Source organism: Arthrobacter sp. CAN_A6 (assembly GCF_015751715.1).
Taxonomy (GTDB): Bacteria; Actinomycetota; Actinomycetes; order Actinomycetales; family Micrococcaceae; genus Arthrobacter_D.
In genome coordinates this window covers 169,966-196,965 of the sequence record NZ_JADOUV010000005.1, presented here as the reverse complement: position 1 = coordinate 196,965, position 27,000 = coordinate 169,966, and the positions used below count along the sequence as shown (strand labels likewise).

General features: G+C 66.2%; 22 protein-coding genes. 6 read left to right on the top strand and 16 right to left on the bottom strand.

The annotated features are described in order from the left end of the window. Positions 1-14: 14 nt before the first annotated feature. Positions 15-488 (bottom strand): rRNA maturation RNase YbeY, encoded by a 474-nt coding sequence (gene ybeY, locus IWX75_RS10645; RefSeq protein ID WP_196822219.1) that lies wholly within the window; start codon positions 486-488, stop codon positions 15-17. Next, on the bottom strand, positions 485-1,540 hold the full coding sequence (locus IWX75_RS10640) for a PhoH family protein (protein ID WP_196822218.1): 1,056 nt from the start codon (positions 1,538-1,540) through the stop codon (positions 485-487). Before IWX75_RS10640 ends, ybeY begins: the two co-directional genes overlap by 4 nt. A gap of 332 nt (positions 1,541-1,872) precedes the next feature. On the opposite strand from IWX75_RS10640, the gene IWX75_RS10635 reads away from it, so the two are divergent. Next, positions 1,873-2,907, top strand: coding sequence for a GerMN domain-containing protein (locus IWX75_RS10635; protein WP_196822217.1), 1,035 nt, complete (start codon positions 1,873-1,875; stop codon positions 2,905-2,907). Positions 2,908-3,021: 114 nt separating this feature from the next. Here the strand turns inward: IWX75_RS10635 and IWX75_RS10630 are convergent, their stop codons facing one another. From IWX75_RS10630 to hrcA, 3 genes are all read right to left on the bottom strand, one after another. Then, positions 3,022-3,789 (bottom strand): 16S rRNA (uracil(1498)-N(3))-methyltransferase, encoded by a 768-nt coding sequence (locus IWX75_RS10630; RefSeq protein ID WP_196822216.1) that lies wholly within the window; start codon positions 3,787-3,789, stop codon positions 3,022-3,024. 2 nt (positions 3,790-3,791) lie between these two features. After that, a complete protein-coding gene (dnaJ, locus tag IWX75_RS10625) occupies positions 3,792-4,922 on the bottom strand; it encodes a molecular chaperone DnaJ (protein ID WP_196822215.1) in 1,131 nt (376 codons plus the stop codon). 155 nt (positions 4,923-5,077) lie between these two features. Continuing rightward, positions 5,078-6,091, bottom strand: a complete 1,014-nt coding sequence (gene hrcA / locus IWX75_RS10620) for a heat-inducible transcriptional repressor HrcA (RefSeq protein WP_196822214.1) — start codon at positions 6,089-6,091, stop codon at positions 5,078-5,080. A gap of 189 nt (positions 6,092-6,280) precedes the next feature. On the opposite strand from hrcA, the gene IWX75_RS10615 reads away from it, so the two are divergent. Both IWX75_RS10615 and IWX75_RS10610 read left to right on the top strand, forming a co-directional pair. After that, the gene (locus IWX75_RS10615) at positions 6,281-7,135 is read left to right on the top strand and encodes a DUF3097 domain-containing protein (protein WP_196822213.1); all 855 of its coding nucleotides are present in this window, start codon (positions 6,281-6,283) and stop codon (positions 7,133-7,135) included. Positions 7,136-7,214: 79 nt separating this feature from the next. Further along, positions 7,215-7,634 carry a DUF4870 domain-containing protein gene (locus tag IWX75_RS10610; RefSeq protein WP_196822212.1) on the top strand — a complete coding sequence of 140 codons (420 nt, stop codon included), beginning with the start codon at positions 7,215-7,217 and terminating at the stop codon, positions 7,632-7,634. Between the two features lie 63 nt (positions 7,635-7,697). On the opposite strand, the gene hemW is transcribed toward IWX75_RS10610, so the two are convergent. Together hemW and lepA are read right to left on the bottom strand one after the other, a co-directional pair. After that, on the bottom strand, positions 7,698-8,927 hold the full coding sequence (gene hemW / locus IWX75_RS10605) for a radical SAM family heme chaperone HemW (protein ID WP_196822211.1): 1,230 nt from the start codon (positions 8,925-8,927) through the stop codon (positions 7,698-7,700). Positions 8,928-8,951: 24 nt separating this feature from the next. Further along, positions 8,952-10,805, bottom strand: a complete 1,854-nt coding sequence (lepA, locus tag IWX75_RS10600) for a translation elongation factor 4 (RefSeq protein WP_196822210.1) — start codon at positions 10,803-10,805, stop codon at positions 8,952-8,954. A 146-nt stretch (positions 10,806-10,951) separates the two neighbouring features. On the opposite strand from lepA, the gene IWX75_RS10595 reads away from it, so the two are divergent. Both IWX75_RS10595 and rpsT read left to right on the top strand, forming a co-directional pair. Continuing rightward, positions 10,952-11,410, top strand: a complete 459-nt coding sequence (locus tag IWX75_RS10595) for a type II toxin-antitoxin system PemK/MazF family toxin (protein ID WP_196822209.1) — start codon at positions 10,952-10,954, stop codon at positions 11,408-11,410. A gap of 217 nt (positions 11,411-11,627) precedes the next feature. Beyond that, complete coding sequence (rpsT, locus tag IWX75_RS10590) at positions 11,628-11,888, top strand: 30S ribosomal protein S20 (RefSeq protein ID WP_196822208.1); 261 nt, start codon at positions 11,628-11,630, stop codon at positions 11,886-11,888. A 310-nt stretch (positions 11,889-12,198) separates the two neighbouring features. Here the strand turns inward: rpsT and holA are convergent, their stop codons facing one another. The 8 genes from holA to IWX75_RS10550 form a co-directional block, all read right to left on the bottom strand. Next, on the bottom strand, positions 12,199-13,209 hold the full coding sequence (gene holA, locus IWX75_RS10585) for a DNA polymerase III subunit delta (RefSeq protein ID WP_196822207.1): 1,011 nt from the start codon (positions 13,207-13,209) through the stop codon (positions 12,199-12,201). A gap of 71 nt (positions 13,210-13,280) precedes the next feature. After that, positions 13,281-15,935 carry a ComEC/Rec2 family competence protein gene (locus IWX75_RS10580; RefSeq protein WP_196822206.1) on the bottom strand — a complete coding sequence of 885 codons (2,655 nt, stop codon included), beginning with the start codon at positions 15,933-15,935 and terminating at the stop codon, positions 13,281-13,283. A 56-nt stretch (positions 15,936-15,991) separates the two neighbouring features. Then, entirely contained in the window at positions 15,992-16,738 is a 747-nt protein-coding gene (locus IWX75_RS10575; protein WP_196822205.1) for a helix-hairpin-helix domain-containing protein, read from the bottom strand. A 176-nt stretch (positions 16,739-16,914) separates the two neighbouring features. Beyond that, on the bottom strand, positions 16,915-17,796 hold the full coding sequence (locus tag IWX75_RS10570) for a DegV family protein (RefSeq protein ID WP_334684253.1): 882 nt from the start codon (positions 17,794-17,796) through the stop codon (positions 16,915-16,917). 2 nt (positions 17,797-17,798) lie between these two features. After that, positions 17,799-20,297: a leucine--tRNA ligase gene (gene leuS / locus IWX75_RS10565; protein WP_334684252.1), complete on the bottom strand. Its 2,499-nt coding sequence runs from the start codon at positions 20,295-20,297 to the stop codon at positions 17,799-17,801. Between the two features lie 371 nt (positions 20,298-20,668). Further along, positions 20,669-22,183, bottom strand: coding sequence for a glycerol kinase GlpK (gene glpK / locus IWX75_RS10560; RefSeq protein WP_196822203.1), 1,515 nt, complete (start codon positions 22,181-22,183; stop codon positions 20,669-20,671). Between the two features lie 71 nt (positions 22,184-22,254). Continuing rightward, positions 22,255-22,998 (bottom strand): MIP/aquaporin family protein, encoded by a 744-nt coding sequence (locus tag IWX75_RS10555; protein WP_196822202.1) that lies wholly within the window; start codon positions 22,996-22,998, stop codon positions 22,255-22,257. A 133-nt stretch (positions 22,999-23,131) separates the two neighbouring features. Next, positions 23,132-24,880 (bottom strand): glycerol-3-phosphate dehydrogenase/oxidase, encoded by a 1,749-nt coding sequence (locus IWX75_RS10550; RefSeq protein ID WP_196822201.1) that lies wholly within the window; start codon positions 24,878-24,880, stop codon positions 23,132-23,134. Between the two features lie 111 nt (positions 24,881-24,991). Between IWX75_RS10550 and IWX75_RS10545 the strand changes: the two genes are divergently transcribed. Then, positions 24,992-25,984: a sugar-binding domain-containing protein gene (locus IWX75_RS10545; protein WP_196822200.1), complete on the top strand. Its 993-nt coding sequence runs from the start codon at positions 24,992-24,994 to the stop codon at positions 25,982-25,984. A gap of 26 nt (positions 25,985-26,010) precedes the next feature. Here the strand turns inward: IWX75_RS10545 and IWX75_RS10540 are convergent, their stop codons facing one another. Continuing rightward, positions 26,011-26,985, bottom strand: a complete 975-nt coding sequence (locus tag IWX75_RS10540) for an AAA family ATPase (protein ID WP_196822199.1) — start codon at positions 26,983-26,985, stop codon at positions 26,011-26,013. Between the last annotated feature and the right edge of the window lie 15 nt (positions 26,986-27,000).

Here is a 27,000-nt window from a genome sequence, read left to right as displayed (position 1 = left end):
GAGGAGCCAGATGATCAAGCGGTCGTCTCCTGGGGTGCCTGTCCGCCAAGGAACTCGGTGAGCAGTTGGCGCTGCAACCCGAACATCTCTTTCTCTTCCTCGGGCTCGGCATGGTCGAATCCGAGAAGGTGGAGGATCCCGTGAGTGGTCAGGAGCAGCAGTTCCTCTCCGGTGCTGTGGCCGGCGGCCGCAGCCTGGCTCGTGGCCACCTCGGGGCACAGCACGACATCGCCCAGCATGCCCGCAGGCGTTACGCGGCCGGTGGTGCCCGGCCTCAGTTCATCCATGGGGAAGGAAAGGACATCGGTGGGCCCCGGCTCGTCCATCCACTCCACGTGGAGCTTCTCCATGGCCGCGATGTCGACGAGGATGATGGAGAGCTCCGCTTCGGGGTGGACGAACATCGCCTCGAAGATGAAGTTGGCAAGGCGCACCAGAGTCGTCTCGTCCGCCTCGAAGCCGGACTCGTTGTTGACCTCGACGCTCATGCGGAACCCGACTTCGACCCGTTGCGGGAATGCCCCGCGGCCTGGGCTTCATCCCACCTGCTGTAGGCGCTCACGATATCCCCGACGAGCCGGTGACGCACGACGTCGGAGGCGTCGAGCTCTGCGAAGTGGACATCGGGAACTCCCCGAAGGATCTCACTGACCACGCGTAACCCCGAGCTCGTTCCTCCGGGAAGGTCCACCTGGGTGACGTCGCCGGTGACCACCATCTTCGCACCGAAGCCCAGGCGCGTCAGGAACATCTTCATCTGCTCCGGTGTGGTGTTCTGCGCCTCGTCGAGGATGATGAACGCGTCGTTGAGGGTTCGTCCGCGCATGTAGGCGAGGGGTGCGACCTCGATGGTGCCAGCAGCCATCAGGCGGGGGATGGAGTCGGGATCCATCATGTCGTGCAGCGCGTCATACAGCGGGCGCAGGTAGGGATCGATCTTGTCGCTGAGCGTCCCCGGCAGGAATCCGAGCCGTTCCCCCGCCTCGACGGCCGGGCGGGTCAGGATGATACGGTTCACTTCCTTCTGCTGCAGGGCCTGGACTGCCTTGGCCATGGCGAGATAGGTCTTGCCAGTTCCGGCGGGCCCGATGCCGAAGACGATCGTGTTGCTGTCGATGGCATCGACATAGGTGCTTTGATTGAGGGTCTTCGGACGGATGGTGCGCCCACGCGACGTCAGGATGTTCACCGAAAGGGCGGTCGAGGGGCGGCCGGCGCTCTGGGTCTTCAGCATGGAGATCAGCTGATCGAGCACCTGCGGGCTCATGGGGGCGTTCTTGTCCGCCATGCTCCGGATCTCCTCGACGAGCCGCTCCGTCCTCAGCACGTCCGCGGCGGGACCCGTGATGGTGAGTTCATTTCCCCGCGCCTGGAGTTCCACGCCTGGAAAGGAGGTTTCGATGAGCTGCAGCGCTTCGTCGTTCGTGCCCAACGCCTGGACCATCTGTTCGCCGGATTCGAATTTCAGAATCCTGGTGTCAAGTCCTGCTGCGTTGATTCCTGAAGTGCTCGGTGTGGTGCCCGGTGAAAATTCGCTCATAGCACGGCCGTTCGGCCTTTGATCGCCCCTTATCTGCTGAAGTTTCCTTGGTTAATCGTACGGCACGGCAACCCGAGGACCTCTGAACTTCCCTTGAAGCGAAAGCGAAAGGTAGCCGGATCCGGCTCTACCGGCAATCGGGGTTGAGGGATCAAAGATTCCAACTTCGTATCAGCTTCGTATCGATACCGTTTCAGTAGTGGCAGCACTGCACCTTTTCAGTACTCGCCCGTGGTGGCTATGCCAAGCTTTTATCCGGATATAGCGAAGGTGCCTCGGACGCACCCCGGTGCGCTGCGGTGCACCGTAATCTTTCGGAGAGGAGGAGGCAGATGGGCAACTCGAATCCACTGCGCGAGAGCCGGCTCGGCTTTCGCGGGCTTCTCTTCTCCACCGGAGGGGTGCTCCTGGTCAGCAGCCTCCTTTTCCTACCAGGCTGCACCGGGTTCTACAGCGGCGAGCCTGAAACCCTGTCGGCACCGTCGAGCTCCGACGTCGTCGCCGCCGACCTCGGGTCGCAAGCCGCGCCGCGGCAGGAACCGGGCACACAGAGCTCAGCGCCCAGCACCGTCCTTCCGGTGTACTGGCTGGGCCGCGCCGGGGATCCGGAAGACAGCGTCCTGCTGTACCGGGAGTTCACACCAGCGGCCGGACCGAACAGTTCTGGTGACCCGATTGCCGACGCAGTGCGCCATATGACCGCCGAAAAGCCGCTCGACGAGGATTTTTTCAGCCCCTGGTCGCCTGCCTCCCGCGTCAGTTCCTCGATCTCCACCCGGAACGTCATCACCGTCGACATCTCCTCCGATGCATTCGAGGAACAACTGTCGCCAGGCATGGCGGAAAATGCCGTCCAGCAGCTGGTCTTCACGGCGACCGCGGCAGCTGCGAATGCCGGGCTGATCACCGGCGGCGAGGTGAGCTCGGTGTTGGTGCTGGTGGACGGCGAAGCGGGGTACAGGGCGTTCGGTGACATCGAGCTCAGTGGTGAACTCCAGAGGGACAATTCGCTCGTCGCGCCGGTCTGGATCATCAATCCCCAGGACGGCGAAGTGCGTGATCCTTCGACGGTCGTGGTTTCCGGGAGCGGGCGCTCCGATTCGTCGACCCTGTCATGGCGGATCGACAGCGCCCCCGATGCTGAGGTGGCAAACGGTGAACCGGCTGACGGGGAGACTACCGGCGGCGACCCTGTCAAGGAAGGCGCCACCGGCCTGGAGAGCCCCGCGGGCACCACGGGGACGTACAGCTTCACCGTCGCACTGCCGCCCGGACGCTACGAGATCAGCGTCTTCCGCCTCGAGTCGGACGACGCCGGCGAGCAGCACGAGCGGTTCACCGACACCAAGATTATTGAGATCAAGTAACCGGAATCACGAGTAGCCGGACCCGGGTCAGTGCCATTGCGGATCGCGCAGCCGGACCCGGGTTCGCGCAACTGGGCAACTGGAGAGCAGGCCGATGCTGACGTCCCAGGGAGCCTACCAGCGTCCGAGCAGCTGATTAAGGAGAACCAGTGCAGCAGGTCCTGCTGAGGAGGACCGCAACACGTGCGGTCCGAGCCTCGCTGTCAGCGCACCGGCACCGACGAATCCGTCGACCTCGCTCCCGCTGATCCCGCCCTCCGGGCCCACCACGACGGCGGTGGTACCTCCTGCGGCCAGGGCACCGGTCCCGGACGCGGCCGCAATGCGGTCAGCCAACGACTCGACAGCATTCTCGGAGAGCACGAACACCCGGTCCACGGACGGAATCCATGTGGTGAGCTGCGTGCTGTACATCAGCGGGTGCACCGAGGGAACGAACGCGCGACGCGACTGTTTCGCAGCTCCCCGAACCACAGCCTCCCACTTCCGGCGGCCCTTGTCGGCCTTCTCGCCGCGCCATCTCACGATGCTGCGTTCAGACTGCCAGGGCACGACGCCGTCGACCCCCAGTTCCGTCGCGGCCTCGATGGCCTGTTCGTCGCGGTCGCCCTTGGCCAGGGCCTGAACGAGCACGAGGCGGTTTCGAGGCGGGTCCTCCTGTGCCGCGGAGTTCACTGTCAACGCCAGGAGCGTCGGTGCTGCGTCAAGCACCGTACCGCTGAGCCGAAATCCTGCCCCGTCCGAAATATCGACTGCCTCACCCGGTTCCATGCGGCGGACCGTCGCGGCATGCCGCGCCTCCTCGCCCCGCAGCTCGAAGACGCTGCCCGCAGTGGTTGAGCGGACGTCGGCAGGATCGCCGAAGAACAGCGGGTTCGTCACGGTCAGAGGTTGCCCAGGCGCTCGCGCAGGCGTGCGAAGACCCCGGAGCCGCTGGAGGCGAGTTGGCCGTCCGTATATTCCTCGCCGCGCAGGCCTGCAAGCTTGCGCAGCAACTCTTCCTGCTCGGGATCGAGGTTCCTCGGCGTCTCGACGTTGAGGTGAACCCGCAGGTCGCCGCGGCCGCTGCCCCGCAGGTGGGTGACTCCGAGGCCTCGGAGCGTCAGGATTTCGCCGGACTGGGTCCCGGCCTTGATGGCGAGCTCCTGGTCGCCGTCGAACGTATCGAGCCGGACCGACGTCCCGAGGGAAGCCGCGGTCATGGGAACGCTCAGTGTGACATGGAGGTCGTCGCCCTCGCGAAGGAACGTCGAGTCGGTATTGACCCGGATCTCCACGTACAGGTCACCCTGCGGTCCGCCGGCCGTTCCCGCCTCACCCTGGCCCGACAGCTGGATGCGCGTCCCGGTGGCGACGCCCGCGGGCACCTTGATGGTGAGGGTGCGGCGCGCACGGATGCGTCCGTCGCCGCTGCACTCATGGCAGGGATTGGGGATGACCGTCCCGTACCCCTGGCAGGAGCCGCAGGGCGCGGTCGTCATCACCTGCCCGAGGATGGACCGGACTGCGCGCTGGACCTGACCGGAACCTCCGCAGATGTCGCAGGTGCGCGGCGACGTGCCGGGCTGGCAGCAGCTCCCGTCACAGGTGGGGCACACGGCCGCGGTGTCGACGTCGATCTTCTTGTTGGTGCCGAAGACGGCGTCCTTCAGATCGATACGGACGTTGATCAGGGCATCCTGACCGCGGCGCATGCGTGAGGGCGGCCCGCCCTGGCCGCTCTGGCCGCCGAAGAACGTCTCGAAAATGTCCTGGAAGGCGAATCCGGAACCGGAGTAGCCGCCACCGAACCCGGTGTCGGTTCCGTTCTCATTGCCGGTGGTGTCATAGACCCTGCGCTTCTGCGGGTCGGCCAGTACCTCGTAGGCGTGCGTGACGCGCTTGAACTCCTCGGCGGCGTCCGGCCCTGAATTCACGTCGGGGTGGAGTTTCCGGGCCAGCTTTCGGTAGGCCTTCTTGATTTCCTCTCCGCTGGCACCCTGCGCCACACCGAGAACTTCATAGTGATTACTCACTCCTGCACATCACTTCCTGTTGACGAACTCTTCATCCTGCAACCCGCGGCGTGTCCCGCAGGATCTTGGTCTCTGTCGCTACTGTTTCCTCTATCAACCGGCGACGGGCCGCGTTCCTTCCCGACACCGGTCGCACGGCACAATATTCCTCCGCGCTATTCCTCGAGGATCCGCGAAAGATACCGTGCGACGGCGCGCACCGCCGCCATGGTGGTGGGGTAATCCATCCGCGTCGGGCCGAGGATGCCCAGCTTCGCCCCGGCATCGGGCCCGTACCCCGTCGCGATGACCGAGGCCTCCGAAAGACCACCGTAGGGGTTCTCGCTTCCGATCCGCACCGAAACTCCCCGGTAGTCCTGCTCCATCTCCGACAGGAGGCGCAGCATGACCACCTGTTCCTCGAGCGCTTCGAGTACGGGGCCGATACTGAGGGGAAAGTCGACGGTCGACCGCGCCAGGTTCGCTGTTCCGGCCAGCACGATGCGGTCCTCCCGCCCGAGTCCGGCCAGGTGCTCGAGTGATTTCAGCAGTGCACCTCCGGCATGGCGCAGGTGCTGCGGCAAGACCTGCGCCGCGTGCGCCAGCTCGGCGGGCAGGGCCGTCAACCGGACCCCGGACACCGCGCCGAGGATGCGCTGTTTCAGGTCCGCGAGTTCCGCTTCCTGAAGCGTTCCGGGGACGGGCACCACCCGCTGCTGGACGGTTCCATTGGTAGCGATCAGCACCACCAGGACCTGCTGCGGCGCGAGCAGCACGAACTCGATGTGCCTCACCGCGGCACCGCCGAGCCGGGGAAACTGCACCACCGCCACCTGATTGGTGAGTTGGGCGAGGATGCGGACGGTGCGATCGACGACGTCGTCGAGATCCTCCGCCCCCTCGAGCAGTGCCTGGATGGCGCGTTTCTCGGGAGCCGAGAGCGGCTTCACCTCCGAGATGCGGTCGACGAAGAGCCGATAGCCCTTGTCGGTGGGGATTCTTCCCGAGCTCGTGTGGGGCGCAGTGATCAGCCCCTCCTCCTCGAGGACGGCCATGTCGTTGCGGATGGTGGCGGAGGAGACTCCGAGGCCATGGCGGTCGACGAGGGCTTTGGATCCTACCGGCTCCCGCGAATGGACATAGTCCTCAACGATGGCCCGCAGCACTTCCAGACGCCGTGGCTCACTCATCCTTCATCACCTCCAGGACACTTATCCGGCATTCCCGCCGGCACCGGAAACGATTGGCACTCAACACACCCAAGTGCCAAGTCTAGTACGTCTGCGCGGATTGTTAGCATTGGAAAATCCGGCCCGGCCCCGGACCCGGGGAAATGGCGCCGGACGAACAGCGCCGGAAAATGAAAGCGAGATACAGCAGTGGCCGACTACGCCTGGGGGGCACAGGACATTTCCGCGCCCGCGCGCACCGAGTTGCCGGAAGTGGCGGCTGCTGCGGGCCTGGTGCTCGAGGATGTGCAGACCGGATTCGTCGGCGCGGTGGTGCGCGTGGAGAAGTCCGGGGGCCTCCATGTGATGGTCCTCGAGGACCGGAAGCTGCGGCACCGGACCTTCCGGCTGGGGCACGGATTCCTCCTCGACGGCAGCCCTGTCCGTGTTACTGCACCTACGAAGGCAGCGCCTGCCGGACCTCAGCGCACGGCGTCGGGGTCCGTGCGGGTCGAGGCCGGTCGTGCAAAAACGGCCAAAGCGAGCCGCATCTGGGTGGAGGGCAAGCATGACGCCGAACTGGTGGAGAAGGTCTGGGGAGACGATCTCCGGCACGAGGGGATCGTCGTGGAACCCCTCCACGGCATCGACGACCTCGAGGGAGCGATCCGTGCTTTCTCGCCGGGCCCCGGCCGACGCCTCGGAATCCTGGTGGACCACCTCCTCCCGGGTACCAAGGAGTTCCGGATCGCCGAGCAGGCGATGGCACAGCGCGGCGCCGCCGGCTCCGTGCTCATCGTGGGACACCCCTACGTGGATGTGTGGCAGGCAGTGAAGCCCGGCGCGCTGGGCCTCGCCGCCTGGCCTGTGGTGCCACGCCACCAGGACTGGAAGACCGGCATCCTCGCCGGGCTCGGCTGGCCGCACGCCGACCCCGCTGACGTTGCCAGAGGGTGGAAGAGAATCCTTGGGAGTGTCACGACCTATGCCGACGTGGAGCCGTCACTCCTGGGGCGGGTGGAGGAAGTCATCGACTTCCTGACGGCGCCTCAGGCCGGAACCTGACATACTCCCGACCGGATCCAAAGTATCCTAGGGGAAACGGTTTGAACGGGAAGTCCCGCCGCGCAGCAAAGGAAGAACGTTGTCCAACACCGCCGACAGGCATCAGCACACCGGCCCTGACGAGGGCCGGTCCGCGTTCGAGGGCTCTCCGGCAAACGCGCTTCCCCTCACGGCTTCCGAGGACCGGCAGTTCGCCACACTCGCCCACTTCGGCGGCATCCTCGGGTTCCTGCCATCGCTGCTGATCTACCTCATCTTCAAGGATCGTGGCCCGTTCACGGCGCAGGAGTCCAAAGAGGCGTTGAACTTCACTCTTCCGCCCACGATACTCGCGCTTGCCACGTGGCTCCTGTCCCTCCTCCCGGCTGTCGGCGGAGTCTTCGCGGTTCTCAACGCCCTGATCTGGGTGGCCATCGCCATCTGCTCGGTCACGGCGGGAATCCAGGTCAACCGGGGCAGGCCGTACCGCTACGCCCTCAACCTGCGCCTTCTTTCGTAGGATCGCGAAACGCCCGGCCGTCGGCGAAATGCCGAGCGCGGGTCGGCCGCAGAAGGCCCGTCCTCAGTCCGGCAGCAGCCGACGTACGACGGCGTCGGCAAGGAGTCGTCCGCCGTCCGTCAGGCGGACCAGACCCCGGAACGCGTCCGCGGGTTCGACCAGGCGGTCGGCAATGAGCCCGGCCACTGCCCGCCTGCCCTCGGGTTCCAGCGCGACGGTGGGCAGTCCTTCCAGCAACCTGACCCGTAGCATCACATCCTCGACGTACCGGTCCCGGGCCGAGAGCACCTCCCGGCCGGCAGCCGGGGAGCTCCCGGCGTCAAGTGCCGCAGCGTACGCGCGGGGGTGCTTGGCGTTCCACCAGCGCACGCCGCCCACATGGGAATGGGCGCCGGGGCCTATCCCCCACCAGTCGTCGCCCTTCCAGTACGCGAGGTTGTGACGGCACTGGTCATCGGCAGTCCGCGCCCAGTTGCTCACCTCGTACCAGTGCAGGCCGCCTACGCCGAGCATCTCGTCTGCGACGGCGTATTTGTCCGCGTGGTCGTCGTCGTCGATGGCTGGGACTTCGCCGCGACGGATCCGGCCGGCGAGCTTGGTACCCTCCTCGATGATGAGAGCGTACGCCGACACATGGTCGGGGCCGTACGATAGTGCGGTTTCAAGAGACGTCCGCCAGTCGGCCATGGACTCGCCCGGCGTTCCGTAGATCAGGTCGATGCTGACTTTCAAGCCGGCATGCCTGGCCCACTCCACGGCTTGCGGGACCCGCTCCGGAGAGTGGGTCCGGTCGAGGACCTGCAGGACGTGCGGCACAGCCGACTGCATACCGAAGGAGACCCGGGTGAAGCCGGCTTCTGCAAGTACCTGCAACGATTCCTCGGTCACGGAGTCCGGGTTCGCCTCAGTGGTGACCTCCGCCCCGGGAACAAGCCCCCAGAGCTCGACGGCAGATGTGAGGATGCCCCCAAGGTCCCGGGCGGGAAGGAGCGTCGGCGTACCACCGCCGAAGAAGACCGTCGACATCGGCCTGCGGGGCACGCCGGACGTCGAAAGGGCCCCTGCCGCAAACGTCAGCTCCTGCCGGGCAGTACCTGCGTACTCGTCCTGGGAGGCTCCCCCACCCAGTTCCGTTGCCGTGTAGGTGTTGAAGTCGCAGTAGCCGCAGCGCACGGCGCAGAAGGGGATATGGACGTACAGTCCGAAGTTCCGGGCATTGGCGCCTATGGCGGCGTGCTCCGGCAGCACGCCGTCGGCCGGAGCAGGGAGCCCGAGCGGGAGGGCGCTAGGCACGGACGGGACAGGCGGGTTGGAGCGTCACTTCTTGGCTTTGTCCTTCGACTCATCCGAGGAAAGCGCTGCGATGAAGGCTTCCTGCGGCACTTCGACGCGGCCCACCATCTTCATGCGTTTCTTTCCCTCTTTCTGCTTCTCCAGCAGCTTGCGCTTTCGGGTGATGTCACCGCCGTAACACTTGGCCAGAACGTCCTTGCGGATGGCGCGGATGCTCTCACGGGCGATGATGCGCGCGCCGATCGCGGCCTGGATCGGCACCTCGAACTGCTGCCGCGGGATGAGCTCGCGCAGCTTGCCGGTCATCATCACCCCGTACGCGTAAGCCTTGTCGCGGTGGGTGATCGCACTGAAGGCATCGACCTGCTCACCCTGAAGCAGGATGTCCACCTTCACAAGGTCGGCGACCTGCTCGCCGTCCGCCTTCCAGTCGAGCGAGCCATATCCGCGGGTTTTCGACTTCAGCAGGTCGAAGAAGTCGAAGACGATCTCGGCCAGGGGCAGCCGGTAGCGGATCTCGACCCGCTCCTCGGACAGGTAGTCCATCCCGCCCAGTACGCCGCGACGCTGCTGGCAGAGCTCCATGATGGCTCCAACGAACTCCGAGGGCGCAAGGATCGTCGCCGACACCATCGGTTCGCGGACCTCGGCGATCTTGCCGGTGGGGTACTCGCTGGGGTTGGTCACCTTCAGGACGCTCTTGTCCTCGAGAGTGACCTCGTATTCGACGTTCGGGGCAGTCGAAATCAGGTCGAGGTTGTACTCACGCTCAAGGCGCTCCCGCGTGATCTCCAGGTGCAGCAGCCCTAGGAATCCGACGCGGAAGCCGAAGCCGAGGGCCGCCGAGGTTTCGGGCTCGTACAGGAGGGCGGCGTCGTTCAGGGTGAACTTGGCCAGGGCGTCGCGGAGCACCGGGTAGTCGGTGCCGTCCAGCGGGTACAGCCCGGAGAACACCATGGGTTTCGGGTCCTGGTATCCGCCCAGCGACGTCGCGGCGGGCTTGGCGAGGTTGGTGACGGTGTCGCCGACCTTCGACTGCCGCACGTCCTTCACACCGGTGATCAGGTAGCCGACCTCACCGACGCCCAGGCCCTTCGACGGTTTGGGTTCAGGTGAGCTGACGCCGATCTCGAGCAGTTCATGGCTCGCCCGCGTGGACATCATCTGGATCCGCTCCCGCGGGCTCAATTTGCCGTCCACCACCCGGACGTAGGTGACCACGCCTCGGTAGGTGTCATACACGGAGTCGAAAATCATGGCGCGTGCAGGAGCATTGGGGTCACCGGTCGGGGCCGGCAGGTCACGTACGATCTTGTCCATCAGGGCCTCGACGCCGACGCCGGTCTTACCGGAGACCATCATCACGTCCTCGGGCTCACCGCCGATGAGGCTCGCCAGTTCGGCTGCATACTTCTCCGGCTGCGCGGCGGGCAGATCGATCTTGTTGAGGACAGGAATGATCGTGAGGTTGTTCTCCATCGCGAGGTACAGGTTCGCGAGCGTCTGGGCTTCGATGCCCTGCGCTGCGTCCACCAGGAGGATTGCCCCTTCGCAGGCGGCGAGCGACCGCGAAACCTCGTAGGTGAAGTCGACGTGCCCGGGCGTGTCGATCATGTTCAGGGCGTAGGCAGTACCGTCGACCTCCCAGGGAAGGCGGACGGCCTGCGACTTGATGGTGATGCCGCGCTCACGTTCGATGTCCATCCGGTCCAGGTACTGGGCCTTCATGTCGCGCTGCTCCACCGCACCGGTCAGCTGGAGCATCCGGTCCGCGAGGGTCGACTTTCCATGATCGATATGGGCGATGATGCAGAAATTCCTGATGATCGCCGGATCAGTGGAGGCTGGCACCGGTGCGGTGCGGGCCATGGGTGACACGTTGGTTCCTCACTACTACGGGACGGATGGGCACCAGGACGGTGAACCTGTTCCCTGGCTGCTCGATTAACAGTGTCCCATGGACGGTGAATGCCGGTTGAATCCGGTGTCGCGCAGGCCCAGGCGAAGGCGCGTACCGTGGGGCCATGCGCCTTGACGCCCGTACCCTGTTCCGCCTGGCAACCTCCGCTGGAAAGCTGCTCCGGCGCTCGGCGCCGAAATCCCGGACGACGCCGATCCCCCGCATCTCGTATTCGCCCAACCTCGACGGCAAACCCGACCCGGGCGAGATCGTCTGGACCTGGGTGCCCTATGAGGAGGACGCCTCCCGGGGCAAGGACCGTCCTGTCCTCCTGATCGGCCGGAACGGCGGCAACCTGCTCGGCCTGATGCTGACGACGCGCGACCGCAACAACACCTCCGCCTCCGATGACCGGTACGTCGATATCGGCACCGGTCCGTGGGATCCGCAGGGGCGTCCCAGCGAGGTGAAGATCGACCGCATCGTTCCCGTCGATCCGGCAGGTGTGCGGCGGATCGGTGCGCTGCTCCCGCGGGCCCGGTTCGACCGGGTGGTGGCGGCACTGCGGGCGACGCACGCGTGACTGCGGTGCGCTTTCCCCCCGGGGAGCCGGACGGCCACCGGCCCTGCGGAACGGGTGACCGCACACCGGCCTGAATTCTGCTAATCTGTATAGCTGTGTGTCCGAGCAGGTCGACGGGCACTTTGGACCAATCGCCACGGTATCCCCACGCCGCTCAGTCGATGGTTGGCCGAAATACCCTCACGACCAGTCCGCAATACAAAGAAAGTTCTCATACGTGGCAAATATCAAGTCCCAGAAAAAGCGCATCCTCACCAACGAAAAGGCGAGGCAGCGCAACAACTCGGTCAAATCCGAGCTCAAGACCGCAATTCGGGCAGTAACCACTGCTGTTGATTCGTCGGACAAGGATGCTGCAACGGCAGCCCTGCAGAACGCCGGCCGCAAGCTGGACAAGGCAGTCAGCAAGGGTGTTCTTCATAGGAACAACGCAGCTAACCGCAAGTCCGCAATCTCCAAGAGGGTCAACGCCCTCTAAGCGACTACCGCTTTCTGTTTTGCGTGGCCGGCCCGATGGGCCGGCCACAGTCCTTTAACCGAACTGTCGTTAAACCGGCCAGTTGTTCAACCCGCCGATCCTTCAACCGGCCGGCTCGTTCTTCAATGGACAAGCCACTCAACCGGCCGGCCCTTCAATCGACCAGTCGTTTCAGTTGGCCAGTCGTTCCAGTCGGCCAGTCATTCCAATTGATCACACTTTTCACCGGCCAGTCATCCCACCGGCCGATCGGCAGCCGCTCCCGGCCGCCGCTGGCCGGGCCGGTAGGGCGATCTTCGGATGCGCGAGGCTACCCCTCGCCGACGGCGATGACCGTAACCGCCCGCTCCACCGCGTAGACAGGGTCACGGGAGCCTCCTTTGACCTGTGCGTCGGCCTCTGCAAGTACCTGGACGCACCGTGCCAGGGACGATGAGGAGAACCGCTGCGCTTCACGGCGCGCCTGGTCGACCTGCCAGGGTGCCATACCGAGTTCGCGGGCAAGCTGCGCCGAGGAGCCGCGGGCTCCGTGCACCCGGGCCACTGCCCTCACCTTCATGGCGAGGGCCGCGACGAGCGGAACCGGATCGGCGCCGGTCGCCAGCGCGTGCCGCAGCATGGACAACGCCTGGGCCGTCCTGCCGGCGAGCGCCGCATCGGCAACCTTGAATCCAGTGGCCTCGACCCGCCCGCCATGGTATTTCTCGACTGTTTCGGCGGTGACATCGCCCACCGAGTCGGAGATCAACTGCTGGCATGCTGCGGCGAGCTCCGCCAGCTGGGTTCCGACGGCGGCAACCAGCGCCCGTACGGCGTCTCCGTCGATCCTGCGGTGCGCCAGCCGGAATTCAGCGGTCACGAAATCGACCTTTTCCGAATCCTTCTTGAGAGGTTGGCAATCCACCAGCACCACCCCTCCGGCTCGAAGGGCATCGAGAAGCTTCTTGCCCCTGTTCCCTCCGCTGTGCCGTAACACCAGAACGACATCCGGGGCAGGGTCGCGGAGATACGCCAGGGCATCCTCGAGGAAGCTGTCATTCATTTGGGCGAGTCCCCCGGCCTCGATGACTTTCCAGTCGCCGAAGAGGGATGGACTGGCGTGGTTGGTCAGGCTTCCCGGTTCATAGGTGGCGGCATCCAGGGTTACCAGTTCCGCTGATGGCTGGGCGCGGCGCACCTGGTGCCGGATGGACTCGGAGGCCTTCGCCGCAAGGAAGTCCTCGGGTCCGCTGAGCAGGACCACCGGTGCCGGCTGGACGTCCCGCCAGGATGCCGGTGCGCTGTTCACCGTGTTGCGGTTGGTGTTCCCCTTGGTGGCCACGAGTCCTTCATTCCGGCTGATTGATGCGACACTTCACTCTGCCATGCGGTGGATCTTCCGCCAAGTAAGGGTCACTGCGCGCTGCGGATATCGAGGACCGAACCGTTGAGGGTCAGGGTGAACGAGCCGAGCTGGTCTGTCCGGGCAGTGACGATGCCCTCCGCGTCCAGGGTAGCGACGATGGCGGGATGGGGGTGGCCGTAGTCGTTGCCCTCCCCGACGGAGATCAGTGCTACTTTCGGCCGAAGTTCCTCGATGATGGCGGAACCTCCGTTACGTGCACCATGATGAGCCACTTTCAGGACGTCGATGCCCTGTCGGGTGAGTGCGGGATTCGCGGCGACCATCCGCGCAGCAGCAGCCTCCTCGATGTCGCCGGTGAAAAGGATGCTGAGCGCACGCCCTGCTGTGCCCACCTCGGCCTGCACCACTGCGCTGGCATCGTTCTCCTCGCCCGGTAATGCGCCCGGTGGCGGCCAGAGCACGGCGAATTCTGCCTCGCCGGCGCGAAAGGAGTCCCCCGTACCGATCCGGACGGGTTCAGTTCCAGCCTCCCTGGCGGCATCAACCACCTCACGCGGCAATTCGGACTCCGCCGAGGAATAGAAGACGGCATCGAGCCGGCGGCCCTCGACGACGCCCGCAATTCCTCCGTAGTGGTCGAGGTGGAGGTGTGTGAGGAGCAGGACCTCCACTACGTCGATGGAGAGGTCGGACAGGCAACGGTCGACCGCCGCGGCGTCTGGACCCGCGTCGATCACCACCGCCCGTCCGGCCCCTGTCCGTAGGACGAACGAATCACCCTGCCCTACGTCGCATGCGGCCAGTACCCATCCGCCCGCCTCGTTCTCCTCGTCCAGCGGCAGGACCACCACGAGCAGGACGCCGAGCCCGCACCCGGCGCTGACCAGGACCAGCCAGGGAGGCGGCCGGATGGACTGCCGCACCCTCCTTCCGGTGCGGCTGAGCGCCGGCGCGAAGACGAAACAGAGGACCACGGCGAGGCACAGACCGCCTGTCAACGCGGCACCCGCCGGACCGCCCAGCCAGGGCACCGAGGCGTAGGGGGCATTCTCGAGGGTTCGGGCCACCGCTGCTACCCAGGACGTACCGAACTGACCGGAAACAAGGAAAGGGACCACCGCGGGAGGGAACAGGGCCAGGGCGCCGATCGACAGCATCCCCGCAATGGTGATGAACGGTACCAGCGGCGCCGCCGCGACGTTCGCGGGCACCGAATAGAGCGGCAGGGAGGGCTGCAGCATTACCAGAACGGGCGTGCAGAAGAGCTGTGCCGTGACCGGCACGGCGAGCAGCTGCGCCGCGAAGGTGGGCATGATGCAGCCGAGCCGTGCTGCCAAATAGGGACCGGCCACCACCAGCCCTCCCGTAGCGCACACCGACAGGATGAACGCATAGGACGAATGGAGCCACGGATCCGCGGCGAGCAGGGCGATGATGGAAAGGAACAGCAGCGACAGCGAGAGGCGTCCGCGGCCCGTCAGGACAGCAAGAACGCCGATCGATCCCATGACAGCCGCGCGGAGAACGCTCGGTTCAGGCCGGACAAGGAGGACGAAACACACCAGAGCGGCGAGTGCCGCTCCAGCGGCCCAGAGCCGTGGCAGCCTGGCACATCGGGCTCCCAGGAAAACGAAGGCCAGCACGTAGGAACAGTTGGCTCCGCTGACCGCCGTCAGGTGGGTCAGGCCGGTGGTTCTCATCGCCCCGGCGAGGGCGTCGTCGAGCCCCGAGCGGTCGCCGATTGCCATCCCCGGCAGAAGTCCGCCGTCATTTGCTCCGCGGGCCAGCGCAGCGTCGGTGAAACCGTCCCGTAGGCCCGCGGTATACGCCTGCCACCCTCGCGCCGGTGCGATACGGGGCCCGGCGGTGGGAATGAACAGGGCTATCTGCTTGCCCGGCCCGAGGGGTGGTGCCAGCGTTCCCAGAACCCGCACGGTGTCACCGGGAGTCATATCGAGCCACTCGCGACCCGCGAGCACGGTCACGGGAGTGGCTGAGCTGAAAGGCTCACCCCGATACTGACCGCCGGTCACGGTGGCGTCGATCATCACACGCTCCTGGCCGCTGAATCTGTCCGGCGTGACAGTGGCGGGTTCTCCGTCGATGCTCAGGATCACTGCAAGGCTGCCACCCTGCACGGCTGCTTCCGCTACCGGTCCTGCCGTGAAGCGGACCAGGCTGCCTGCAGTGGCCAGGCAGATGAGGCACGCGGCCGCGGCGGGTACCACCGATGCCCTGAGGACCGACGCCAGGATCAGCCGAACCGGCCGTTCGCTGTTCGTCCGGGCGTTGCTGAACATCGCGTGGGCGCAGGCGGTGATCAGCGCCACAGCTGCGAGGAGCAGCCCGGCGAACAGGGCCGTGCCTGGTTCCAAATCCGTTGATATCGCTGCCGCGGCCCACGCCGCAACGGCCGGCAGTCCGAGCCGAAGGTCGAGGGGAGCTGATGGTTCCAGCCGGACTGACTGCCTTGGGGCCCGCTCGGCGTCGGGAACCAATGCATCCAGGGCCGCACGGATCCCGACCCACGCGATGATCCCGGTCCCGGCGCGGCGCGGTCCGCCCTGCGCCGGGCGCGGCGTCGGCCCCCGCGTCCTACGCGGTTCACCGGACCACCCGCCGGGCCGCAGCCCGCCGAGCCGAGTCGGCGCTTTTTCCGCGTCCGACCTGCTCCGCGGAGGAACTGCCGGCCCGGGGCGCAAACCGGCATCCCGGAATCGCCGGCGACGGGCAGCGCTTGCTCTTGCCTCGGCCGAGGTCACGTTGCCGCGACGAGAGGCAGGATCGCCTCGAGCAGGGCCGGCCCGATGCCGGGCACGGCGTCGAGGTCGCCCGGCTGGGCGAAGCTGCCATTCAGCGTGCGCCACTCGAGGATTCGTTGCGCGAGGACGGGCCCTACACGGGGCAGGCTGTCGAGCTCGGCAAGCGTTGCGGTGTTGAGATCGATGACCGGTGCCGGTGGGCCCTCCACCGGGCCGGCAGGTGCCGGATGGCCTGGTTCTGCCGGCCGCAGCGGCTCGCCACGGACTGGAACATGCAGTTGCGCACCGTCCTGCGCCACCGCAGCGAGGTTCACCCCGGCGAGGTCGGCCTCCCCCAGCGCGCCTCCTGCCTTCTCCAGCACGGTGAAGATCCTCGACCCGGGCGCCACTTCGACGACGCCGGGCTGCACAACCGCTCCCGTGACGTGCACGTAGAGCGTCTCCGCGCCGGCGGCCGACGGTACGCCCTCCGGTACCTTTTCCGGGAGGTCTCCCGGAGAAGCACCCTCCCCCTGCCCGCTACCCCGGTCAATCCCGACCGGGCCGGAGCCGGAAGAACGGGTATCCTCCGCTTCGACCGCGGGATCCTGGCCGAGTTCAACCGAGGTGGCGGCCGACGACGGATCGCTGCTGCGCACGAAGAACAGGGCAGTACCCACAGTCAGCGCAACCCCCAGGAAGACCAGGGCGGCTGCCCTGGTCGCTGCCCAGCGCCGTCGGGCCGGGCCCTGCCCCGGCGGCACGTCGGGTTCCGGACAACCCTCGACGGCGTCGGCCCGATAGCCTGGAATTTGTTGAACTCGCCCGCGAGGGTCTGTGGTAGCCCACCGGTGTCTTGGCATGTTCCACGGTAGGCAGCACACCCGCTTCCGGAGGCTCGCTGCGGAGGCTATGTGGACAACGCCCTACCTGCATCGACCTACCCGGGGGCCGCCCTTCCGCTGATTGCCACGGCGACGACCCCGAGGCCGACATGCGCTGCGAGCACGGCGGGACAGGGTGCCACCGAGATCCGTGCCACCGGTGCCGCGGCACCGAGACGCCCGGCGACACCTGCAGCCTGGTCCTCGTTGCCGTAGTGGTGGACGGTCAGTTCAACCGCAGGGTCGCGGGTTGCGAGGTCCGCGCGCACCAGTTCCTCGACGCGTTCCAGGGCGCGCCTGGGTGTCCGGACCTTCTCGAGCGGCACCAGGCGCCCCTCCTGCACCCTGAGCAGGACCTTGACGGACAGCACCGAGCCGAGCCATCCCGCCGCGGCACTGATCCTGCCCCCGCGACGCAGCCGGTCCAGGCTCGGCACGTAGACGTAGAGGGCCGACCCCCGTCCGGCCATTGCGGCGGCCGCCGCGCTGCGCTCGAGGTTGAGGCCGGCACGGAGGGCGGCGGCCGCTTCCAGCGCGGCATAGCCCTGCGCCATCCCTGTGGTGCCGGTGTCGATGACCTCGACGGGGATGTCCACCGCTGCCGCTGCAAGGCGTGCCGCGTCAACGGTCCCCGACAGCAGGCCCGACAGGTGCACCGAGATGATGCCGTCGAATCCTGCTGTCTCCAGTGCCCGGTAGACCTGCTCGAACCGGCCCGGGGACGGTCGGGACGTCCTGACGTCCGTCCCCTGGGCGAGCGCAACGCTGAGCGGCCGGAACAGCGCGGCATCGTCCTGGTCGAGGGTCTCCCCGCCGATCGACACGGGAACCGGCACCACGGTGATTCCCCGGGCGGATCCGGGTCCCTCGAGCCAGCCGGGCGGAAAGCCCGCGGCGGAATCTGTCACCACGGCGATGCGGGGCGGAATCGCAGACACGGTCAGTTCGGAACGATGTTGACCAGTTTGGGTGCCCGCACGATCACCGTGCGGATGCTCCGTCCGTCGAGGATCCTGGTGACCTGTTCGCTCCCGAGAGCCAGTGTCCGCAGCTCGTCCTCGGAGATGTCCGGGGACACCTCCAGCCTGTCCCGGACCTTGCCCTGCACCTGGACCACTGCCACCACGGTGTTCTGGGTCAGCAGGTTCCCGTCGACGGCGGGCCAACCGGCGGTGGCGACCGTCGCGCTGCGGCCCAGCCGGCTCCACAGGTCCTCGGCCGTGTACGGCGCGAAGAGGCTGAGCAGGATCGCCACGGCTTCAGCGGCTTCCCGGACCGCAGGGTCCGCGCCGCCGGGACCGGAGTCGATGGCCTTGCGCGTGGCGTTGACCAGTTCCATCAGCTTCGCGACCACCACGTTGAACTTGTTGGCGTTCATGAGTTCGGCGGCGTCGGCCACCGTTCGGTGGGTGATGGAGCGGAGCTCCTGGTCGCCGGACGCGGGATCGGCTCCCAGCTCACTCGTCACGTCGGCTCCGAGGCGCCAGGCGCGGGCGAGGAACTTCGCCGAGCCCGACGGCGAAACATCCGCCCAGTCGACGTCGTCCTCGGGAGGGGAAGCGAACACCATGGTGAGCCGGATGGCGTCGACTCCGTACCGGTCGAGCTGCTCGCTCAGGTCGACACCGTTGCCCAGCGATTTGCTCATCGCCTTTCCACCGTTGAGCACCTGGCCCTGGTTCAGGAGCGCGGCGAAGGGCTCGGTGAAGCCGACCATTCCCAGGTCGTACAGGACCTTGGTGAAGAACCTGCTGTACAGCAGGTGCAGGATCGCGTGTTCCACGCCGCCGACGTACTGGCCGACGGGCAGCCACTTGTTGACGGCGTCGGTGTCGAAGGGTGCCGTCTCGAGGTCGGGTGACAGGAAGCGCAGGTAGTACCAGGACGAGTCGACGAAGGTGTCCATCGTGTCGGTGTCCCGCTTGGCCGCCCCGCCGCAGGAGGGGCACGGAACGTTGACCCAATCCTCCACTGCCGCCAGGGGGGACGTGCCCTTCGGGGAGAGGTCCTCACCGCGCAGGTTCTCAGGCAACCGGACGGGCAGCTGGTCATCAGGGACCGGGACCTCGCCGCAGGATGGGCAGTGGATGATCGGGATGGGCGTGCCCCAGAACCGCTGCCGGGATAACAGCCAGTCGCGCAGGCGGTAGTTGATGGTGCGCTCACCCGTACCCTGCGCAGTCACCAGCTCGATGGCCCTGGCGATCGCTGCGTCCTTGACCAGGCCGCTCAGCTCGCCGGAGTTCACGAGAGTTCCCTCGCCGGTGGTCGCAATGCCGGTCACGGCCGCGTCCTCTGCGCCGGTGTCGACGACGGTGCGGACAGGAAGGTCGAAGCGACGGGCGAAGTCGAGGTCGCGCTGGTCATGCGCCGGAACAGCCATGATCGCGCCCGTGCCGTAGTCGGCCAGGACGTAGTCCGCGGCCCAGACGGGCAGTTTCTCACCATTCAATGGATTGACGGCGTACCGTCCGGTGAAGACGCCGGTCTTTTCCCGCTCGGTGGCCTGGCGCTCGATCTCGGACAGCGCCTTGACCTCCTCGCGGTAGGCCTCCAGCTCACCGCGCTTGTCCGGGATGACCAGGTCAAGTGCCAGCGGCGCATCGGCTGCCACCACGAAGAAAGTTGCGCCGTACAGGGTATCCGGGCGGGTCGTGAAGACTTCCACCTGATGGCCGGCCTGACCGTCGACGGGCTCGATGGCGAAGCTGACGTGCGCACCCTCGGAACGTCCGATCCAGTTGCGCTGCATCGCCAGGACGCGCTCGGGCCAGTGGCCCTTGAGCTGCTCCATGTCATCCAGCAGGCGGTCCGCGTAATCCGTGATCTTGAAGTACCACTGGTTCAGGTCCTTCTTGGTCACGAGGGTCCCGCAGCGGTCGCAGGCTCCGTTGATGACCTGCTCGTTCGCCAGGACGGTCTGGTCCTTCGGGCACCAGTTCACCGGTGAATTGCGGCGGTACGCGAGGCCCTTCTGGAAGAACCGGACGAAGAGCCACTGCGTCCACCGGTAGTACTCGGGGTCGGAAGTGTGGATCCTCCGGGACCAGTCGACGCTGATGGCATAGCGCTTGAACGAGTTGGCCTGTGTCTCGATGTTCGCGTAGGTCCACTCGGCGGGATGGGTGTTCCGCTTGATGGCCGCGTTCTCGGCCGGCAGGCCGAAGGAGTCCCACCCGATGGGGTGCAGGACATCGAAGCCCTGCTGGCGGTAGTAACGCGCGGCGACGTCCCCCATCGCGAAAGCCTCGGCGTGGCCCATGTGGAGATCCCCCGAGGGGTAGGGAAACATGTCGAGCACGTAGCGGCGTTTCCGGACACCGTCATCGGCCGGCCGGAAGGGCTGGAGTTCCTCCCACACTGCGGGCCATCGCGCTTCGATGGCAGCGGCGTCATAGGTGTTCTCGTTCGGCTGCGCGGCCTCGGGGTGGGTACTCACTGGGTATCGCCCTGTCCTGTTCGAAGAAACGTTCATCGTGCGTGCGTGGTGCGGCTTGCCGCCGCTGCTGCGGCGGCGTGCGCGCCCGGGATTACGGTCCGGCCGGACACACAAAAGCCCCTCACACATGGAGGGGCCGCCGCACGGTTGGAACCGGGCGGCTAGGTAAGAAGGAGCTCGTGCGGCAGAGAAACAAGCATGGAAACACCTTAGCAGTGTCCCGGACCGGACCCCCTGAGTCGCTGAGCCGCTGACAACAGCCGCTGAGCAGGCCACCTACGCCGGGCACCTTACGCCCGGCTGCCCGGCCCGTTCCCCGAAGGGGACGGACCGGGCAGCCGGCAGGTGAGGGAACGCGGCGGCAGTATGCGCTACTGGACGTCCTCGTCGACCCAGTCGAAGGTCTTCGTGACGGCCTTCTTCCAGTTGCGCAGCTGGCGCTCGCGCTCGGCTTCCTCCATGGACGGGTTCCAGCGCTTGTCCTCCGCCCAGTTGGTCGCGAGCTCGGCGGTATCCTTCCAGAAACCGACGGCGAGTCCCGCCGCATACGCGGCACCGAGCGCGGTGGTCTCGGTGACCTTCGGCCGGATGACCGGGATACCCAGGATGTCCGCCTGGAACTGCATCAGGGCGTCGTTGGCGACCATGCCGCCGTCGACCCTGAGGTCCTCCATGTTGACGCCGGAATCGGCGTTGGCCGCGTCCAGCACCTCGCGGGTCTGGAAAGCCGTCGCTTCCAGTGCCGCGCGGGCGATGTGCCCCTTGTTCACGAATCGGGTCAGGCCGACGATCGCCCCGCGAGCATCCGCGCGCCAGTACGGTGCGAAGAGTCCCGAGAACGCAGGAACGATGTAGACGCCGCCGTTGTCGTCCACCGTCGTCGCGAGCTGCTCGACCTCGGGCGCGCTCTTGATGATGCCCAGGTTGTCCCGGAGCCACTGCACGAGTGAACCGGTGACGGCGATCGAACCCTCCAGTGCATAGACCGGCTTCGCGTCCCCGAGCTTGTAGCAGACCGTCGTGAGCAGGCCGTTCTTCGAGTGGACGATCTCCTCGCCGGTGTTCACGATCATGAAATTGCCGGTGCCGTACGTGTTCTTGGCACCGCCCTGATCGAACGCCGCCTGGCCGAAGGTCGCCGCCTGCTGGTCACCGAGGATGCCGGCAACCGGCACCTCGCGCAGGAGCTGCGAGGTATGGACGGTGCCGTAGACCTCGGAGGATGACCTGATCTCCGGCATCATGGACAGCGGGACGCCGAAGTCGGCGAGGATGGACTCGTCCCACGACAGCGTCTCGAGGTCCATGAACAGCGTGCGGGACGCGTTGGTGACGTCCGTGATGTGCACGCCGCCGTCGGTGCCTCCCGTCAGGTTCCAGGTGACCCAGGAATCGGTATTGCCGAAGAGCAGGTCACCGGCTTCGGCTTTCTGCCGGGCGCCGTCGACGTTGTCGAGGATCCACTTGATCTTCGTTCCCGAGAAGTAGGTGGCCAGCGGCAGGCCGACCTTCTCCTTGTAGCGCTCGACGCCGCCGTCCTTCGCGAGGTCGTCGACGATGTTCTGCGTCCGCGTGTCCTGCCAGACGATGGCGTTGTAGACGGCCTTGCCGGTGGTCCTGTCCCAGACGACGGCGGTCTCGCGCTGGTTGGTGATGCCCACGGCGGCGATGTCGTGGCGCGTCAGGTTGGCCTTCGACAGCGCGTTGCCGATCACCTCGCGGGTGTTGTTCCAGATCTCGGCGGGATCGTGCTCCACCCAGCCGGCCTTCGGGAAGATCTGCTCGTGCTCCTTCTGGCCCGAGGAAACGATGTCCCCGTGGTGGTCGAAGATGATGGCGCGGCTCGACGTGGTCCCCTGGTCGATGGCGATAACGTACTGCGACATGTCTTACTCCTTTGTTGAATGTCGGTGGTCCTGCCGGCGCCCTGCGGCGCCGTTTCGGTGGCTGGCTGGTGCTAGGCGGGAAGCGGGAAGTCGACGAACTGGATGGCCAGTCCGGCCAGGATGCCGCCGATGATCGGTCCCACGATTGGCACCCAGGCATAGCCCCAATCGCTGCCGCCCTTGCCTTTGATGGGCAGGAAGGCGTGGGCGATACGCGGGCCGAGGTCGCGGTTGGGGTTGATCGCGTACCCGGTGGGCCCGCCGAGCGATGCGCCGATTCCGACGACGAGCAGCGCAACCGCGAGCGGACCGAGGCCCGAGGGGGTGTTGCCGAAGGACAGGATGACGAACACCAGCACGAACGTTCCGATGACTTCCGTGACGACGTTCCAGCCTGCGGAGCGGATAGCCGGGCCCGTGGCGAAGACACCCAGCTTGTTCGCGGGATCCGGCTCCTCATCGAAGTGCTGTTTGTAGGCAAGCCAGCACGCAACGGCTCCGAGGATGGAGCCCAGCATCTGCGCTGCGAGGTAGCCCATGGCGTTCATGAACGACTTGTCGACACCGCCCGCGAACTCGGCGGTGTCGCCGTTCACCCAGAGGCCTACCGTCACCGCGAAGTTCAGGTGGGCACCGGACAGGGCTGCTACATAGACACCGGCGAAGACCGCGAGGCCCCAGCCGAAGTTGACCATCAGAAAGCCCCCGTTGTTGCCTTTGGTTCGAGCCAGGGCAACGTTGGCGACGACGCCGGTACCCAGCAACAACAGCAGGAACGTACCGAACGTTTCAGCGATAAATACTTCAAGAGACATCTTTGACTCCTCTGTCTATTCATTTATTGACGGCACCGCCGCCTCGACGGCACCGTTGGTTCCCCCCGGCAACCACTGCCGATGGCCCTGCGACCGCTGTTTGCATCAACGGCCCGATCACGAAGGGAAGGCCCTACGCGATCAAACTTTCCACCTTCACCCGGTGCGACTGGGCGAGGACCCTTGCGGCCCGGTGGATCTCCTCGGCCGTCTCCGCTTCGTTCCACCCGAGTAACGGCGCGAGGGCCTGCGCGAGTTCGGTGAGTAGCTCAGCCGTTACCAGCCCACGGAAAGCGAGCGAGGTGCGCCGGATCAGAATGTCGACGAGGTGGCCGATCTGCTCGCGCTCCACCATGTAGGCCACTTCACGCCCGCTGAGTTCCCTGGTGGAATTAAACAGCGTTTCGGGCTCTTCGGCGAGGAAGTCGAGAACTTCCTCCGCCCGGGTACCGTAACGGGTCAGGAGGACTTGGACCCTTGCCTCGTCGATTCCGGGACGGACGGCCTTCCGGATCCAGTCGCGCTCCTCGGCCCCGCTCCTCGGGAAGTCCTTTCCTCCGCCGATCGCCACCCCTGCTGTCGAGGTGGACCGCTGTTCCCCGAGTGCGGCGAGTGCATCATCGGCGAGATGCTCCGACAGTGCACGGAACGTGGTCCATTTGCCACCGACGAGGCTGAGTGTGGTGACCTTCCGGCTCCCCCGCGTCTCCTCGCGCTTCTCGATGCGGTAGTCCCGCGAGACGAAGCCGGGCTGGGTGTCGTCGTGACGGGGAAGCGGACGGACACCGGAGAAGCTGTAGACGATGTTCTCCTGGGCGACCTTGATGTCCGGGAAAACATGCCCGATCAGTTCGAAGAAGTACGCGATCTCCTCGTCGGTACAGACGGCCTGCTCGTCGACGTCGACGTCGATGTCCGTGGTCCCCACGAGGACGCGGTCACCCATCGGATAGATGAGCACGATGCGCCCGTCGAGGTGCTCGAAGAAGATCTCGGTTCCGTTGCATGCCTCGAGCAGTTCGGGATGGTCCAGCACGATGTGCGAGCCCTTCGTGCCGCCCATGAAGAGGGTGTTGGCGCCCAGCGCGGCATTCGTGCCGTCGGTCCAGGCACCCGTGGCGTTGACGACGACGTCGGCCGAGAACGGGAAGGTCTCGCCGCTCAGTTCGTCGCGGAGGAGGACCCCCTCCTCGCCGCTGCCGATGGCGCTCACGTAGTTGGCGGCGCGGGCAGCGGGGTTCGCGAGCTGGCCGTCCCTCAGCACGTCCAGGGTGAGCCGCTCGGGATTATGGACCGATGCGTCGTAGTAGGTGGCCGCGTACTTGACGTCCTTGCGCAGTCGGGGCATCGCTGCAAGGGCCTTTTTCCTCCCGACGAACGAGTGCCGGGGCACGTTGCCGCCATCGCGCGAGAAGAAGTCATACATTGTGAGGCCGGCCTTGATGAGGACCGCACCGCGCTCCACCTGCTTGCCTTGCCGATGCGTCAGGAAGCGCAGAGGGGCGGAGAGGATTCCCGAGAACGTGGTGTAGATGGGGATGGTGGTCTGGAGCGGCTTCACGTAATGCGGTGCGATCTTCATCAGGGCGTTGCGCTCGACGACGGACTCACGGACGAGGCGGAATTCGCCGTTCTCGAGGTAGCGGATACCGCCGTGGATCATATGGGACGATGCCCCGGATGCGCCCTGGCAGTAGTCGCCGCGCTCCACGAGAGCGACGTCGATGCCCTGCAGCGCGAGGTCCCGGAAGGTGCCGACTCCGTTGATCCCGCCTCCGATGATGAGCACCGAGGCACGGGGGTTGTTCTTCAGCCGCTGGACCCCGGCGCGGGGCTGAGTTCGAGTGCCATACCCGTTGGTGCGGTCGGCGGTATTCCTCAAGGTACTTCTCCGTAACTGATCGGTTCAGGTGGCTGTTGCCCATTCTTCTGACCGGTGGGAATAATAGTCAACCGAATTGCACAAACGTGCAGAGGCGCGGAGACTGGCAGGATGACGGTCATCGACGACGACGCCAGACCCCCGGTACCCGGTGCTTCCGGATACCGCTCCCGGGATGCCCTCCGTGCCGCGCAGATGTACTACCTGCAGGACCTGACGATGAACGCCATCGCGCGGGAGCTGGGGACTTCGCGCTCCACCGTGTCCAGGCTGCTGTCGATGGCGAGGGAGACGGGCCTGGTGCAGATTCAGGTCAATAACCCGTCCGAACGGGCACCAGCCCTTGAGCAGCACATCCGGCGCCGCTTCGGTGTCGAGGCGCACGTTGTGCCGGTCGCGGACACCGTGAGCGATTCCGAGGCCCTCGAGCGCGTGGCCATCCAGGCGGCACGCACCATCGGGCCCCTCGTCGACTCCAACGCCATCATCGGTGTGGCCTGGGGCTCCACACTGAGCGCCGTGAGCCACCACCTGACCCGGAAACTCACGCACGACAGTGCAATCGTGCAGCTGAACGGCGCGGGAAACACGCAGACCACCGGTATCAGCTACGCCAGTGAGATCCTGCGCCGGTTCGGTCAGGCGTACGGTGCGCGCGTCGAGCAGTTCCCTGTTCCCGCTTTCTTCGACCACGCTGAGACCAAGACGGCCATGTGGAACGAGCGCAGCGTCCGGCGCATCCTCGACCTGCAGCACCGCATGACCATGGCCATCTTCGGCGTCGGCTCAATGGGCGCCGGCGTCCCCAGCCACGTGTACAGCGGCGGCTACCTCGACGCCCGTGACCTCGAGCAGCTCGAGCGGGACCGCGTGGTGGGCGACATCGCCACCATGTTCTACCGCGCGGACGGCACGTACCGGGACATCCTCCTCAACGGGCGCAGCACCGGGCCGGACCTCACGCTGCTGAAGAAGGTCCAACGGCGGATCTGCGTCGTATCCGGCGAATCGAAGATCCATGGACTTCGGGGAGCGCTCGCCGCGGGACTCGCCACGGACCTGATCCTCGACGAGGGCTCGGCCCGTCGGCTGATGCACTCCTGAGCGAACGCCGCGAGAGTCCCGCTGGTTCACCGAACCGGTGGGACTCCCGGCACCGCCACCTGCGACGGACGCGAGCTACCCAGGGACTCCAGCACGGCGTCGAGATTCTCCGTCACCGGATGGACGGCGTCGAGGGTCAGCACGTCAGAACTCCATGGCTGCAGGCCCCATACTCGTTGTCGGACCTGCTCCCAATCGCCGACTTCGTGCCATCCCGGTATGCCGCGGGTTCGCGCTGCGAGCCGGCGTCGGTGTTCATCAGCATCAGTACACACGCACTCGATCACCAGCACGGCGGACCCGAAGTGGGATGCGAGGCTCAGCCATGGGGTTCGGGTGGCTACCTCTTCGGCGGGGGCGTCGAGGATGACCGACCGGCCCTGCTCCAGTTGCTGGAAGGCGAGGGTGGTCAGAACTTCCAGGCCCATCTCCCACGCGTGCTCGAATGTCCGCCCGCCGAACGGTGTGAAAGCTCCAAGGATCCAGTCGATGGAGAAGACCGGCATGCCGAGTTCTCGACCGAGGGCTTCGGCGAGGGTGCTTTTCCCCGTGCCCGGCACGCCCGTGATGATGATGAGCTGAGTCGGCGATCGTCCCGCAGCGGCCGCTTCGAAGACCGCGGGCAGGCGCGGCGACAGGTCGGTAGGTACGAGTGGGTGAAGCCAGGTGGAAAGAATTCGATGCGGAGCACGCTCGGCGACGGTACAGCTGAGGACATCGATGGAACCGTCCCTGTTGCGCAGCTGCGCCCGAGCGGTATGTCCGGCGCTTTCGAGGAGAGAGACGGTCAACGGTGCATATGCGGGCGCCCGATCGAGGGTTCTCTGTACGTAGTCGACGGGGTGGATGGCATCGACGAATCCTGGATCGAGCGCTGCGGCACTGTCAGAACCCCACCCTGGTTCTCCCGAGAGTCCCTCCAGTATCCATTGCAGCCGGTACAGGGCGGGGCTCGGGTCGAGATATCTCGCCGGCGGGCCAGGATCGCGGTCAGTACTCATGAGGACGACTATCGC